Annotated in this window: 17 protein-coding genes; 16 read left to right on the forward strand and 1 reads right to left on the reverse strand. The window is 29.0% G+C overall.

What is annotated here, in order from left to right:
* Positions 1–9 precede the first annotated feature (9 nt).
* From remA to ACH36K_RS08485, 15 genes are all read left to right on the forward strand, one after another.
* Positions 10–279, forward strand: a complete 270-nt coding sequence (gene remA / locus ACH36K_RS08415) for an extracellular matrix/biofilm regulator RemA (RefSeq protein ID WP_042396960.1) — start codon at positions 10–12, stop codon at positions 277–279.
* Positions 279–917 (forward strand): guanylate kinase, encoded by a 639-nt coding sequence (gene gmk, locus ACH36K_RS08420; protein WP_411170487.1) that lies wholly within the window; start codon positions 279–281, stop codon positions 915–917. Before remA ends, gmk begins: the two co-directional genes overlap by 1 nt.
* On the forward strand, positions 898–1,122 hold the full coding sequence (gene rpoZ / locus ACH36K_RS08425) for a DNA-directed RNA polymerase subunit omega (RefSeq protein WP_322546209.1): 225 nt from the start codon (positions 898–900) through the stop codon (positions 1,120–1,122). Before gmk ends, rpoZ begins: the two co-directional genes overlap by 20 nt.
* Positions 1,123–1,124: 2 nt before the next feature.
* Positions 1,125–2,324, forward strand: coding sequence for a bifunctional phosphopantothenoylcysteine decarboxylase/phosphopantothenate--cysteine ligase CoaBC (gene coaBC / locus ACH36K_RS08430; RefSeq protein ID WP_411170488.1), 1,200 nt, complete (start codon positions 1,125–1,127; stop codon positions 2,322–2,324).
* A 57-nt stretch (positions 2,325–2,381) separates the two neighbouring features.
* Entirely contained in the window at positions 2,382–4,580 is a 2,199-nt protein-coding gene (gene priA / locus ACH36K_RS08435) for a primosomal protein N' (protein WP_411170489.1), read from the forward strand.
* A gap of 11 nt (positions 4,581–4,591) precedes the next feature.
* Positions 4,592–5,035 (forward strand): peptide deformylase, encoded by a 444-nt coding sequence (def, locus tag ACH36K_RS08440; protein ID WP_411170490.1) that lies wholly within the window; start codon positions 4,592–4,594, stop codon positions 5,033–5,035.
* 15 nt (positions 5,036–5,050) lie between these two features.
* The gene (gene fmt, locus ACH36K_RS08445; protein WP_411170491.1) at positions 5,051–5,977 is read left to right on the forward strand and encodes a methionyl-tRNA formyltransferase; all 927 of its coding nucleotides are present in this window, start codon (positions 5,051–5,053) and stop codon (positions 5,975–5,977) included.
* 45 nt (positions 5,978–6,022) lie between these two features.
* Positions 6,023–6,721 carry a zinc metallopeptidase gene (locus ACH36K_RS08450; RefSeq protein WP_411170492.1) on the forward strand — a complete coding sequence of 233 codons (699 nt, stop codon included), beginning with the start codon at positions 6,023–6,025 and terminating at the stop codon, positions 6,719–6,721.
* A 10-nt stretch (positions 6,722–6,731) separates the two neighbouring features.
* Positions 6,732–8,051: a 16S rRNA (cytosine(967)-C(5))-methyltransferase RsmB gene (gene rsmB, locus ACH36K_RS08455; RefSeq protein WP_411170493.1), complete on the forward strand. Its 1,320-nt coding sequence runs from the start codon at positions 6,732–6,734 to the stop codon at positions 8,049–8,051.
* An 8-nt stretch (positions 8,052–8,059) separates the two neighbouring features.
* Entirely contained in the window at positions 8,060–9,091 is a 1,032-nt protein-coding gene (rlmN, locus tag ACH36K_RS08460; protein WP_411170494.1) for a 23S rRNA (adenine(2503)-C(2))-methyltransferase RlmN, read from the forward strand.
* Positions 9,092–9,106: 15 nt separating this feature from the next.
* Positions 9,107–9,826, forward strand: a complete 720-nt coding sequence (locus ACH36K_RS08465) for a Stp1/IreP family PP2C-type Ser/Thr phosphatase (protein ID WP_411170495.1) — start codon at positions 9,107–9,109, stop codon at positions 9,824–9,826.
* A gap of 1 nt (position 9,827) precedes the next feature.
* Entirely contained in the window at positions 9,828–11,792 is a 1,965-nt protein-coding gene (gene pknB / locus ACH36K_RS08470) for a Stk1 family PASTA domain-containing Ser/Thr kinase (RefSeq protein WP_411170496.1), read from the forward strand.
* 111 nt (positions 11,793–11,903) lie between these two features.
* Entirely contained in the window at positions 11,904–12,773 is an 870-nt protein-coding gene (gene rsgA / locus ACH36K_RS08475) for a ribosome small subunit-dependent GTPase A (protein ID WP_411170497.1), read from the forward strand.
* Entirely contained in the window at positions 12,767–13,414 is a 648-nt protein-coding gene (gene rpe / locus ACH36K_RS08480; RefSeq protein ID WP_411170498.1) for a ribulose-phosphate 3-epimerase, read from the forward strand. The genes rsgA and rpe overlap by 7 nt, the downstream gene beginning before the upstream one ends.
* A gap of 1 nt (position 13,415) precedes the next feature.
* Positions 13,416–14,051, forward strand: a complete 636-nt coding sequence (locus ACH36K_RS08485; RefSeq protein ID WP_411170499.1) for a thiamine diphosphokinase — start codon at positions 13,416–13,418, stop codon at positions 14,049–14,051.
* A 251-nt stretch (positions 14,052–14,302) separates the two neighbouring features.
* Here the strand turns inward: ACH36K_RS08485 and rpmB are convergent, their stop codons facing one another.
* Positions 14,303–14,494 carry a 50S ribosomal protein L28 gene (gene rpmB / locus ACH36K_RS08490; RefSeq protein ID WP_008678335.1) on the reverse strand — a complete coding sequence of 64 codons (192 nt, stop codon included), beginning with the start codon at positions 14,492–14,494 and terminating at the stop codon, positions 14,303–14,305.
* Positions 14,495–14,733: 239 nt separating this feature from the next.
* On the opposite strand from rpmB, the gene ACH36K_RS08495 reads away from it, so the two are divergent.
* Positions 14,734–15,081: an Asp23/Gls24 family envelope stress response protein gene (locus ACH36K_RS08495; protein ID WP_411170500.1), complete on the forward strand. Its 348-nt coding sequence runs from the start codon at positions 14,734–14,736 to the stop codon at positions 15,079–15,081.

Raw genomic sequence — 15,081 nt, forward strand, 5'->3', positions numbered from 1 at the left:
AGGAAAGTAATGGGTATAAAATTAATTAATATTGGATTTGGTAATATAGTTTCAGCTAATCGACTTGTTGCGATTGTAAGTCCAGAGTCAGCACCTATTAAAAGAATAATACAAGAGGCTAGAGATAGAGGAATGTTAATAGATGCCACTTATGGTAGAAGAACAAGAGCTGTTATAATAACAGATAGTGATCACGTTATACTATCAGCAGTTCAGCCAGAAACTGTAGCACATAGACTTGTAGTTAAAGATGAGGCAGTAGATGAGGTTGATGAATAATGCAGAGCAATAGAGGGGTTTTAATAGTTATTTCAGGTCCTTCGGGAGCAGGAAAAGGTACTATTTGTAAAGCCTTATTAGAGAAAGATGAAAATATTTATCTTTCAGTTTCAGCTACCACAAGAGCTCCAAGAGTAGGAGAAGTAGAGGGAGTAAACTATTACTTTTTTACAAAAGAAGTTTTTGAATCAAAAGTAAAAGAAAATGGATTTTTAGAATATGCTAATGTCCATGGAAATTTTTATGGTACTCCGAAAGTTAATGTTGAAAAAATGCTTGAAGAAGGAAAAGATGTTATATTAGAAATAGATATACAAGGAGCATTACAAGTAAAAGAGAATTTTAAAGAAGGTGTATTTATATTTATACTTCCACCTTCAATGGAAGAATTAAAACAAAGAATAATAAAAAGAGGTAGTGAAACAGAGGAATCTTTAATGACAAGATTTAAAAATGCATATAAAGAAATAAACTATGTTTCAAAATATAATTATGCTGTAGTAAATGATACTTTAGATATAGCGGTATCAAAAGTTGAGTCAATTATAGCTGCAGAAAAATGCAGAGTTGATAGAATAAAAGAAAATACAATTTTAGATTCTAAGGAGGGTTTAATTCATGAACAACTCTATGATTAATCCATCAATAATGGATTTACTTAAAAAGGTAGATGATAGATATTCATTAGTAATAGTTACTTCAAAAAGGGCAAGACAAATAATAAATGGAAGTGAGCCATTAGTTGCAACAAAATCAAAGAAGCCTCTAACTATTGCTATAAATGAAGTTAATGAAGGTGAAGTTGGATATGAAGCTACATCTACAAAAGAAGGTTTAAAATAAAAATGAATAATAAAAAGTGTGTATGTATAGGTATAAGTGGAGGAATTGCAGTTTATAAGGCTTTAGATATTATAAGTGCTTTAAGGAAAAAGGATATTGATGTAAGAGTGATTATGACTGATTCTGCAACTAAGTTTGTAACTCCATTGTCATTTCAATCATTAAGTCAAAATATGGTGGTAACAGATATGTTTGCTGAACCAAAGGCTTTTGAAATACAGCATATATCACTAGCAAAAAGGGCAGATGTTTTTTTAGTAGCACCAGCTACTGCAAATATAATTGGTAAAGTTGCAAATGGAATATCTGATGATATGTTATCTACAACTATTATGGCAACAAGAGCAAAGGTTATTTTTGCACCTGCTATGAATACTAATATGTATGAAAATCCAATAGTTCAAGATAATATAGAAAAGTTAAAAAAATATGGATATGAATTTATAGAACCAGCTTCGGGAAGGCTTGCTTGTGGGGACTTAGGAAAAGGAAAACTGGCAGATGTAAATACAATTGTAGAAAGAGTATTAGAGGCTCTAAATGAAAAAGAACAGTCTAAAGATTTAATAGGTAAAAATGTTTTAATTAGTGCAGGGCCTACTTATTCTAAAATAGATCCAGTTAGATTTATTACAAATAGATCAACAGGAAAGATGGGGTATTATATAGCAGAAGAAGCTAAGCGTAGAGGTGCTAATGTTACATTAGTATCGGGTCCTACTAATATAAATCCACCTGATGGAGTAAAAGTAATAAATATAACAACAAATGAAGAAATGAAAAATGCAATTTTAGACAATTTTGAAGAAAGTCATATTGTTATTAAATCTGCAGCAGTTGCAGACTATAAAATAAAAAACTATAGTAATGAGAAAATAAAAAAAGGAGAAGGAGATTTAACCTTAACCTTTGTAAGAGATAATGATATATTAAAAATTCTTGGTGAAAAGAAAAATAATCAAATTCTTGTAGGTTTTGCAGCAGAAAGTAATAATATAGTAGAAAATGCGAAAAAAAAATTAGAAAAAAAGAATTTAGATTATATAGTAGCAAATGATATTACAAGTGCTGACACTGGATTTGGAAGTGATGATAATAAAGTTATTATCATTTCAAAAGGTGGAGAAGAAATATATTTAGATAAGATGAGTAAAAAAGAAGTTGCATTAAAGATCTTTGAAACTATATTAGGAAAGCGCTAAAATGCGCTTTCTTCTTATTATAAGGGAAAAATACTACCTAATAAAAGGGTGATAAATTTGAAAATATATGCAGAAGTTGTGATAAATAGTGATGCTTTAGATATAGATAAACCATTTACTTATGAAGTAACAGAGGAAATCAAGAATGATATAAAAATTGGTCAGTGGGTAAAGGTGCCTTTTGGAATTAAAAATTCTATTGCAGATGGATTTGTAGTGTCTATAATAGAAGAAAAAATAGAAGGTATAAAAATAAAAAAGATAAAAAATATAGAATCTATAGAACCGCTTTTAAGTATAGATGATTTAAAGCTTATAAACTTTATAAGAGAAAATTATTTGTGTAAATATATAGATGCTATTAGATTGCTTATTCCTCAAGGAATATTAAAAGGTGCTAAAAATAAATCTAAAATGGTTATAGCAGTTGAGAATACTAATTATAGTGAAGAAATTGAGAAAAAGTATGGAGATATATTAAATTTTGTAAGGTGTAACAATGGAAAATATAATAAAAGTGAGCTTACAAACATTTATTCACTTTCTCTATATAAAATTAATAAATTAATAAAAGATGGTTATTTAAAGGTAGAAGAAGAAATAGTATATAGGTATAACTGCAAAGAATATAAATATTATAAAGAGCCAAGGCTTAATGATGATCAATATAATGCTATAGACATAATAAAAAAATCTTCTAATAATGTATTTTTATTAAAAGGTGTAACTGGTTCTGGAAAAACTGAGGTTTATATGAGCCTTGTAAATGAAGCCATTTCTAAAGGGCAATCTTCAATAGTATTAGTTCCTGAAATTTCTTTAACGCCTCAAATGATTGAAAGGTTTAAAGGAAGATTTGGACGGGAAGTAGCAGTATTCCATAGTAGATTATCAGATGGTGAAAGATATGATGAATGGTATAGAGTTAAAGCTGGAAAGGCTAAGCTTGTTATAGGAGCAAGAAGTGCTTTATTTTTACCTGTTTCAAATTTAGGTTTAATCATAATAGATGAAGAGCATGAAAATACTTATAAGTCAGAACAAAATCCGAAGTATCAAGCCAGAGAAGTTGCAGAATTTATCAGTAAGATAAGGGGATGTAAAGTGATATTAGGATCTGCAACCCCTTCTATAGAAACTTACTATAGAGCTATTATAGGAGAAATAGAACTAATAGAGTTAAATAATAGAATAGATAATAAGCCTATGCCTATAATGGATGTAGTTGATATGAGAGAAGAATTAAATAGTGGGAATATATCTATGTTTAGTAAAAAACTTTTCTTAGAAATTAAAGAAACTTTAAATAGAAAAGAACAAGTTATTCTATTTTTAAATAGAAGAGGCTTTTCAACTTTTGTATCATGTAGAAGTTGTGGATATGTATTTAAATGTCATAAATGTGACATATCTATGACGTATCATAGAAATGGATACCTAGTATGTCATTATTGTGGCTTTGCGCAAAAACAGCAAAAAGTTTGTCCAAAATGCAATAGTAAATATGTAAAGCATTTTGGTGCAGGAACAGAAAGAGTTGAACAAGAAGTTAAAAAGTACTTCAAAGATGCAAGAGTTTTAAGAATGGATGTAGATACAACAAGAAATAAAAATTCTCATGAAGATATTTATAACTCTTTTAAAAGTGGAGAAGGAGATATACTTATAGGAACACAAATGATATCAAAGGGATTAGACTTTAAAAATGTTACTTTAGTAGGTGTTTTAGCTGCTGATATGTCAATAAACATACCAGACTATAGATCAGCAGAAAAAACTTTTCAAATAATAACACAAGTTGCAGGAAGAGCTGGAAGGGGAAGCAAAGAAGGTAAAGTTATAGTTCAAACATATAATCCACAACATTATAGTTTAATCTATGCAAAAAATTATGATTATGAAGGGTTTTATAATGAAGAATTTACGGCTAGGGGTTTGATGTATTACCCTCCTTTTGGTAGAATACTATTATTAAATGGGTCTTCAAAAAATGAAAAATCATTAAAAGAGTTTATGAATATATTAAAAAATGATTTAGAAAAAATTAAAGAAGATTATCTAAATGTAGAAATGTTAGGACCAGTTCCATGTATTATATCTAAAATAAAAGATAATTACAGATGGCAAATATTATTTAAAGGTGATTTATCTTTAGATTTTTGCAAAAAAATAAAAGATAAACTTTATCAATTAAACAAGAATGTATATAATGAAGTAAAAGTAACTATTGATATTAATCCAAATAACTTGACTTAGGAGGTAATAAAATGGCAATTAGAAATATAAGAAAAAATGGCGATGAAGCATTAAGGAAAAAGTGTAAGGTTGTTACTGAAATAACACCGAGAACATTAAAGTTAATTAATGATATGGCAGATACTATGTATGAAGCTGATGGAGTTGGTCTTGCAGCACCTCAAGTTGGAATACTTCAAAGAATATTTGTTATAGATATATATGATGATTATGGTCTTAGAGTTTTTATTAATCCAGAAATACTAGAGGTTTCAGGAACTCAAATGGGAGAAGAAGGATGTTTAAGTGTACCAGGAGAATTTGCAGATGTTGAACGTCCTAACTATGTAAAGGTAAAAGCTTTAAATGAAAAAGGTAAAGAATTTATATTAGAAGCAACAGACTTTTTAGCAAGAGCTGTACTTCATGAGAATGATCACTTAAATGGGACTTTATTTGTAGATTATCTAAAATAGCAAAGGAGGATTAACATGAAAATAGTATTTATGGGAACTCCAGATTTTTCAGTACCATCTTTAAAAAAAATAATAGAGACGTATGGAGTCGAAAGTGTATTTACTCAACCTGATAAACCAAAAGGAAGAGGAAAAAAGATGGCTTACTCTCCAGTTAAGGAGGTAGCTTTAGAAAATAATATAACTGTTTTTCAGCCAGTTAAGCTAAAAGAAGACAAAGAGGCTTTAGATTATCTAAAACAATTAAAGCCAGATTTTATAATAGTAGTAGCTTTTGGACAAATTTTAACTAAAGAAGTATTAGATATACCTAAATATGGATGTATAAATTTACATGCATCATTATTACCAATGTATAGAGGAGCAGCTCCTTTAAATTGGGCTATAATACAAGGTGAAAAGAAATCAGGTAATACTACTATGCTAATGGATGTAGGACTTGATACTGGAGATATGCTTCTTAAAGATGAGGTAGAAATAACTGATGATATGACAACAGGTGATTTACATGATATCTTAATGAATAGAGGAGCAGATCTTTTAATAAATACTATAGAGGGATTAGTACAAGGTAAAATTACTCCGGAAAAACAAAGTGAAGAAACATTTTATGCTAAAATGTTAAATAAGGAATTAGGAAAAATAAATTGGAATAATTCTGCTAAGGATATTCATAATTTAATTAGAGGCTTAAATCCATGGCCAATTGCACATACTACTTATGATGGAAAATCTATGAAGATCTATGAAAGTAAAATTTTATCAGAAACTAGTAATAAAGAGCCAGGAACTATAATTAGTGTATCCAAAGAAGGAATGAAAGTTTCAACTAGCTCAGGAGTATTATTAATTAAAAAAATTCAATTTCCAAATGGAAAGCCTTTAACTATAGAACAGTATATAAATGGTAATGAAATAGAACTAAATAAGAAGGTTATTTAATCAACATAAGTATAGTTTAAAATTTATATAAAAGGAGAGGGTTTTATGTTTTACCCAGGATTTTTATTTGATCCAACATATATAATTTTAATACCAGCTATAATAATAGCTTTTTGGGCACAATTTAAGATAGATAGTGCTTACAAAAAGTATAGAACTGTTAGAACCTTAAGTGGTGTTACTGGAAGTGAAGTTGCAAGAAGTATATTAGATGGTGCAGGTCTTTTTGATGTAAGAATAGAAAGATATGGAAAACATCTTGGAGATCATTATGATCCATCAGCAAGAGTTATAAGACTTTCACCAGAAGTATATGATGGAGCAACTATAGCAGCTGCTGGTATAGCAGCTCATGAATGTGGGCATGCGATTCAACATCAAACTCATTATGCCCCTTTAGTTTTAAGAACTAGAATAGCGCCAGCTGTTAATATAGGAAGTAGCTTATCAATATGGTTATTCATGATAGGTATATTCTTAGGCAATCCTTTATTTGCAAAGGTTGGAATAATATTTTTTGGAGGAGCAGTAATTTATCAATTAATAACTCTTCCAGTGGAGTTTAATGCATCTACAAGAGCATTGAATATATTAAAAACAAGAACATTTTTATATGGAGATGAATTAAAAGGAGCACAAAAAGTTCTAGATGCAGCTGCAATGACATATGTAGCAGCAACGCTTATGGCTATTTCTCAGTTATTAAGATTAATAGCTATAAATAATAGATATAACGATAATTAAGAGGTGAAGAATGAACAGTAGAAAACTTGCAAGACAAATAATACAAAGAGTTTTAGAAGAAGGAGCATATTCTAATTTAGTTCTTTCAAATGAACTTAGTAGCAGAGAAATAGAAGATAAGGATAAAGGACTTATAACAGAAATTGTTTATGGAACTTTAAGAAGAAAAAGAACCTTAGATGTATTAATAGGAAATTTTGTTAAGGATATAAACCTAATTGATACTACTGTATTAAATATATTAAGAGTAGCAATTTATCAAATGTACTTTTTAGATAAGATACCAGAATATGCAGCTTGTAATGAAGCAGTTGAAGAGGCTAAAGAAGTTTCTTTAGAATCATCTAAGCTTGTAAATGGTATTTTAAGAAACTATATAAAAGATGAAAAGGAAATTTTAGTTCCAGGAAATAGAATAGATGAACTTGCATACAAATTTTCTTTTCAACCATGGATGATAAGACTTTTCATAAAACAATATGGTGAAGAAAGAACTATGAGATTAATGGCAGGCTTAAATGAAACACCAAAAGTTACTGTTAGAGTAAATGAATTTAAGTCTGACTACGATGATGTTTATAGAAGACTTGAAGATACTGGATATAATATAGAAGAAGGATATGCATGTCCAGAAGCTATAGCTATACAAGGTGGAAAAGGAATAGAAGATAATGAATTGTTTAAAGAAGGACTTATAACAGTTCAAGATGAAAGTGCGATGATTGTTGCACCATTACTAGATTTAAAAGAAGGAGATAAAGTTTTAGATCTTTGTGCAGCACCAGGTGGGAAAACTACTCATATTGCTGAGTTATTATGTAACACAGGAGAAGTATTAGCCTTTGATTTGCATGAACATAAATTATCTCTTATAGAAGAAAATGCAAATAGATTAGGGTTAGGTAATATAGTGTGTAAAACTATGGATGCTACTAAGCTTGATTCTAACTATATAAGTTATGGAGATAAAGTCTTAATAGATGTGCCTTGTTCAGGACTTGGAATAATAAGAAAGAAACCAGAAATAAAATGGAATAAAACAAGACAACAATTAAAAGATTTAGTTCCAATACAAAGAGAAATAATGGAAAATGCTTGGCAATACTTGAAACCAGGTGGAACTCTTGTTTATTCTACATGTACATTAAATAAAGAAGAAAATGAAGAAAATATACAATGGTTTTTATCAAAGCATAACGATGCAGCTATAGAAAAAATATATATAGGGAACAACAATAACTTTATATATAATGGAGATGGAAGTTTAACTATATTACCAAGTGATTCTATGGATGGTTTCTTTATGGGAAAAATAAAGAAGATAAAATAGGTGATATAATGAATAATATATTAGATTATAGTTTAGAAGAACTTTCCTTATGGATGAAGGAAAATGGAGAAAGTGCTTTTAGAGCAAAGCAAGTTTTTTCTTGGATATACAAAAATGTATGGGATTTTGAAGAAATGAAAAATTTACCACAGAAGTTAGTAGAAAAGCTTAAGGAGAATTTTCATATAGGAATTCCAGAAGTAATAGAAAGTTTTGAATCTACATTAGATGGTACACAAAAATTATTATTAGCTTTCAATGATGGAAACATCATTGAAAGTGTAATAATGAAATATAAGCATGGGAATTCTATATGTATTTCTACACAGATTGGATGTAGAATGGGATGTAAGTTTTGTGCCTCAACTTTAGAAGGTAGAGTTAGAAATTTAACTGCAGGTGAAATTTTATCAGAAGTGATAATAGCTCAAAAGATTATTGGAGAGAGAATTTCTAATATAGTATTAATGGGGAGTGGGGAGCCCCTTGATAATTACGAAAATGTTACTAAATTTTTAGATTTAGTAAATGCTGAATATGGACTAAATATAGGTCAAAGACATATAACTCTTTCAACATGTGGATTAGTTCCTAAGATTTATGAGTTAGCAGACAAGGGGTATAGTATAACATTAGCCATATCACTACATGCTTTTAGTGATGAAAAGAGAAGAGAAATAATGCCAATTGCAAATAAATATTCTATAAAAGAAATATTAGATGCTTGCGATTATTATATTGAGAAAACTGGAAGACGTATAACTTTTGAATATTCATTAGTATCAGGTATAAATGATGGAAAAGAAGATGCAAAATCTCTTTCAAAATTGTTAAAGGGTAGACTTTGTCACGTTAACCTTATACCTGTTAATGAAATAAAAGAAAACACACTAAAAAGACCGTCAAAAAAGACAATAGAGGAATTTGAAAAGATAGTAAGTGAGAATGGAATCGAAGTTACAGTAAGAAGAGAAATGGGTAGTGACATTAACGCGGCTTGTGGTCAGTTAAGGAGAAATTTCTTAAAGGCTAAAAAATAGGGGGAGTGGGTGTTTATGGTTGGTATAAAAAGTGACGTTGGTAACGTAAGAAACCTAAATGAGGATTATGCAGAATTTTATGAAGAAGATAACTTTAAAATTTATGTAGTAGCAGATGGAATGGGAGGGCATAATGCTGGTGAAATTGCTAGCAAGACTGCGTCTAAATCCTTAATAAAATACATAAAAGATAATTTTGAGAATGGAAGTAGTAAAGATATATTAAAGGATGCTATTAAGCATGCAAATTTGAAGGTATATAATTTATCTCATTGTAAGGAAACTTATAATGGCATGGGAACAACAATAGTTGCATGCTTAATAACTAAAAATAATATTCAAATAGCTAATGTTGGAGATAGTTGTTGCTTTGGGATAAAATCTAATAGTATTACAAAACTAACGAAAGATCATTCGTTAGTTCAGGAACTTTTAGATTGTGGCAGTATTTCTGAGGAACAAGCTATAAAGCATCCTCAAAAAAATGTTATAACGAGAGCAATAGGGACAGAGGAAGTTGTAGAAATAGATATATTTAACTTAAAACAAAATAAATTTGATTTTTTTGTTATGTGCACTGATGGGTTAACTAATGAAATAAACTTAGAAGAGGTTTTATCATTTGAAATAGAAGAAAAAGACTTACAGGATATTTGTGATAAACTTGTTGAACTAGCAAGAAGTAAAGGTGGAAGAGACAATATAACTGTAATGTTATTTGGAGGAGAGGTGTAATATGAATGGAATCATACTAGGTGGTAGATATGAGCTTCTTGAAAAAGTAGGGGAAGGTGGGATGTCTGAAGTCTATAAAGCAAAATGTAATAAGCTAAATAGATATGTTGCAGTAAAAATATTAAAAAAGCAATTTGCAGACAATGAAGAAATTTCTCAAAAGTTTAAAAGAGAAGCAACTGCCATTGCAAATTTATCAGATACTAATATAGTTAATGTTTTAGATGTAGGAACCCAAGATGAAATGGACTATATAGTAATGGAGTATATAAGTGGAAAAACATTAAAGGAACTTATTAATTATAGTGGGAAGCTTAGTTATAATACTGCTATAAAAATAGCACTTCAAATAGCAAAAGCTTTAGATTGTGCACATAAAAATAACATAATTCATAGAGATATAAAACCACAAAATATATTAGTTACTGAATCTGGAGAAGTAAAAGTTACCGACTTTGGAATAGCTAAATCTACGGATTCTCAAACTATAACGAATACTACCAGTATTATTGGATCAGCACATTATCTTTCACCTGAACAAGCAAAAGGAACTTATATAGATTTCAGAGCGGATATATATTCTTTTGGCATAGTTTTATATGAAATGGTAACAGGAAGATTGCCTTTTGAAGGAGATTCTCCAGTTACAGTAGCACTAAAGCATTTGCAAGAACAACCTGTTTCACCTAAAAATATTAATTCAGCTATTCCAGATAGCTTAAATAAATTAATACTTAAAGCAATGGAAAAAGAGCCTATAAAAAGGTATCAAAATTCTAAGGAAATAATTCAGGACTTGCAAAAAATACAAGAAAATCCTGACGTAGTTATTGGTAATTCAGTAGTAGATAATAGTGATCACACTATTATTATGACACCAATAAATGCTCAAAATCAAAAGACATCCCATGTTTCTAAATTAGAAGATGATTACTATGATGATGACTTTGAAGAAGATTATGATGAGGATGATTTTGAAGATGAGGATGATTTTTCAAATAAAAAGAAAAATAAGAATAAAAATGGAATAAAAAAAGCTTTAATTACAATTGGTATTATAATTGCAGTGCTTATTCTAGGCTCTGTAGGATTTTTCTTAGCTAGTGGAAAGGGAAGTAGTAAGGAAGTTGAAGTACCTAATATAGTTGGAAAAACTGTAGATGAAGCTAAATTGGAGATTTCTAAACTAGGCTTAAAACTAGAAGTAAAAGATAAAAAGAATAGTGATAAGCCAGAGAATACTATATTAGAAGTTGACCCTAAATCAGGGACAAAAGTAAAGAAGGATTCAACTATAAAAGTTGTTGTTTCAGCAGGAGAAGAACAAGTAGAGATGCCTGATTTTAGAAATTATGAAGTTACAGATATAAAGAAAACTTTAGATGTTAAGGGACTTAAAAATTATAATATTAAAGAAGAATTTAGCGATTCTGTAGAAAAAGGATATTTAATTAAGCAAAGTCCAGAATATGATACTAAAATAAGCAAAAAAACTTCAATAGAAATAATTGTGAGTAAAGGTCCAGAAGTTAAGCTTGTTGATGTACCTGAGGTAGTTGGCCAAAAAGAAGCTGAAGGTAAGGATAAGTTAGAAAAACTTAAACTTACTGTAAGTGTTAATTATGAAGTAACTCACGATAAATCTAAAGATGGTATAATATTAAGTCAATCTGATTCAGGTTCTAAACGTACTGAAGGAACTCCAATAACTTTGACAGTAGGAAAATTTGAAGAAAAAACTATAGATATTGCTTCGTTAGGAATTGAAGTAGGAATGGAAGTAAATGAGGCAAAAACAATACTTGATCGAAATAATATAAGCTACAAGATAATTGGAAGTGGAGATATTGTTGAAAGCTTTACTACCCAAATAAAAGAAGGGCAAACTGTAGAAATTAAAGCAAAAAAGTCAGATAAGCCCCAAAAGCCAGACGTTAATAATAGTGGCAATAATGGAAATCAGTAATTGAAATAAAAATCAGCTTTTAGCTGATTTTTATTTTATGCAAAAATTATTTGCATTTTTTGATGAAATCTGTTTATTATAAATATAAAGATTAAATTATTTGGAGGAAGCATGGAAGGAAAAATAATAAAGGGAATTGGTGGGTTTTACTATGTTAAAACTATAGAAGGTATTATAGAATGTAAGGCTAGAGGGAAATTTAGACATAAGGATATGAAGCCTATGGTTGGAGATAGTGTGGATATAAGTGTTTCTAATTCAAAGGGAGTAATTGAAGATATTTTTGATAGAACATCAGAGCTTATAAGGCCTACTGTAGCAAATGTTACACAAGCTTTTGTTGTATTTGCAATAAAAAGTCCAGACATTAATTTTGATCTTTTAAATAGATTTCTAATTTTATGTGAATACAATAATATAAAGGCAATAGTTTGCTTAAATAAAGTAGATTTAGCAACAGAAGAGGAAAAAGAAGAAGTTAAGAAAAAAATTAATGATATAGGATATGACGTTTTATTTATAAATGCTAAAAAGGGAGAAGGTATAGAACTCCTTAAAGAAAGATTAAAAAATAATGAAACAGTTTTATGTGGACCATCAGGTGCTGGTAAGTCCACTCTTATAAATACACTTATTAATAGAATTCATATGGAGACTGGAGTTGTATCAGAAAAAATAGGTAGAGGAAAACATACTACAAGACATAGTGAGCTTATAGAAATAGAAGATGGATATTTAGTGGATAGCCCAGGATTCTCAAATATAGAAATAGGTTTTATGGAAAAAGAAGAACTTAGATATTGTTTTCCAGAATTTGAAGAATATAATCATAACTGTAAGTTTAGAGGATGCCTTCATAATAAAGAGCCTGAATGTGCAGTAAAAAAAGCATTACAAGAAAGTAAAATTAACGAAACAAGATATAATTTTTATATAAGAATACTAGAAGAATTGTTAGAGGGGGAAAAATACAAATGGTAAAGATATCACCATCAATATTATCAGCAGACTTTTCAAAGTTAGGTGAAGAAATTATAAACTTAGATAAGGCAGGTGCTGATCTTATTCATATAGATGTTATGGATGGAAACTTTGTACCTAATATTAGTCTTGGATTACCAGTTATAAAATCAATAAGAAATAAAACTAATAAGGTATTTGATGTTCACTTGATGATAGAGAATCCATCAAGATATATAGATGATTTTATAGAAGCTGGAGCAGATATAATAACTATACATTATGAAGCTGAAAAGCATATAGATAGAGCTATAGAATACATTAAATCAAAAGGTGTAAAAGCTGGGGTTTCATTAAACCCAGGAACACCAACTTTTGTCTTAAAAGATATTATAAATAAATTAGATTTAGTTCTTATAATGTCAGTTAATCCTGGCTTTGGAGGTCAAAAATTTATACCTTACGCTTTAGACAAAATAAAAGAAGTTAAAGAAATGAGTTTATCGTCTAATAAAGGCTTACTAATAGAAGTAGATGGAGGAGTAGATAAAACAAATGCTAAAGTTATAATAGATTCAGGAGCAAATGTTTTAGTTGCAGGTTCAGCTATTTTTGGTGATGGAAATTTAAAAGAAAATATAAAAGTCTTAAGAGGAGAATAAAATGAAAGCTGTAATAATATCAGGAGGAAAGTCACCATCTAAAGACATACTATTAGAAACTATTAAGGATGCTGATATTATAATAGGTGCTGATAAGGGTTGTGAAATTTTGCATGAATATAGCATTTCTCCAGATTACATATTAGGGGATTTTGATTCAGCAAATATAGATGTAATAAACTCTATGGAAGCTTCAGGAGTAGAAAAAATAACCTTTAAGAAAGAAAAAGATTTTACAGATACTCAAATTGCTTTTGAATTAGCTATTGAGAAAGGAGCAAAGAAAATATTACTTTTAGGTGTAACAGGAACAAGATATGATCACTCTTTAAGTAATATTGGTCTTATGCTTAAGGGGTTAAAAAAAGAAGTCTATGTTGAAATAGTTGATGATAATAATAAAATGTTTCTAACAGATAAAAATATTTTATTAAAGGGAAGTAAAGGAGATATAGTATCCTTTCATGCATATTCAGAGATTGTAAAAAAACTTACTATAAGTGGAGCTAAATATGAACTTTTTAATTATGATTTATCTTTAGGAGATGGATTAACAACCTCCAATGAATTTGTTGGTAAAGATATTAAGGTAACATTTGATAGTGGAATTTTAATGGTTCTTTATACAAAAGATTAAAATATAAAAAAGTAATCACTCATTTTATTTATTTGCATACAATGTAAATAAATAGGTGAGTGATTTTTTATTGGAGGGAGAATTTATGAAAATAATAGCTATAAAGTTACCCAAATTTATTTCAAATTTTATAAGATTTTTTAAAAGAAAAAAATAAGCTTACATAGGAAAAATAAAAAGCTTAATACGAAACAAATTCTTTATAAAATAAAAAATGCAATTGTTAATTCAATTGCATTTTTTATTTGAACTTATATCGCTCTTTGAACCTTACCAGATCTAAGGCATCTTGTACATACATGAACTGTTTTTGGTGTTCCGTTAACTAAAGCCTTTACTCTCTTTATGTTAGGAGCCCAAGTTCTCTTTGATTGACGATGTGAGTGGGAGTATTGAGTTCCAGATACAACCCCTTTATTACAAACTTCGCATCTTCTTGCCACTTGAAAACACCTCCTTATTTTTGAAGATAATTTCTCTTCAATAGGACAGATTAAATTTTAACATAGTAAGTGTGAGAAAAGCAAGAGAAAATGAGAAAAAAAAGAAAAAACTTTTTAATTATAGAAATATTTATATAATAATAGCTAACTCCATATAATAAGCGGTATAATATTTACTTGAATAATAAATGTAACTAATATAAAATATAGTATAAGGATATTTATAAGGAGGATTCTATATGGTAGGATATTCAAACGAATTTGGAAATATACATTACTCTGAAGAGGTACTTGCTAAGATAGTTGGTCTTTCAACTATGGAATGTTATGGAGTAGTTGGTATGGTTTCTAAAAATGCCACTGAAGGCTTATGGGAATTAATGAGAATAGAGAATTTAAGTAAAGGCGTTAAACTAAAATTTAATGAAGATAAATTAGTTATAGAATTATATGTTATGGTTGAATATGGAACAAAGATTTCTGTAATTGCAAATAACATAATACAAAAGGTACGTTATAGTGTGGAAAACTTTACTGGATTAAAAGTTTCATCTGTTACAGTAAATGTTCAAGCAGTTAGAGTCTAG

This window comes from Clostridium sp. MB05 (genome assembly GCF_046581255.1).
Taxonomy (GTDB): domain Bacteria; phylum Bacillota; class Clostridia; order Clostridiales; family Clostridiaceae; genus Clostridium.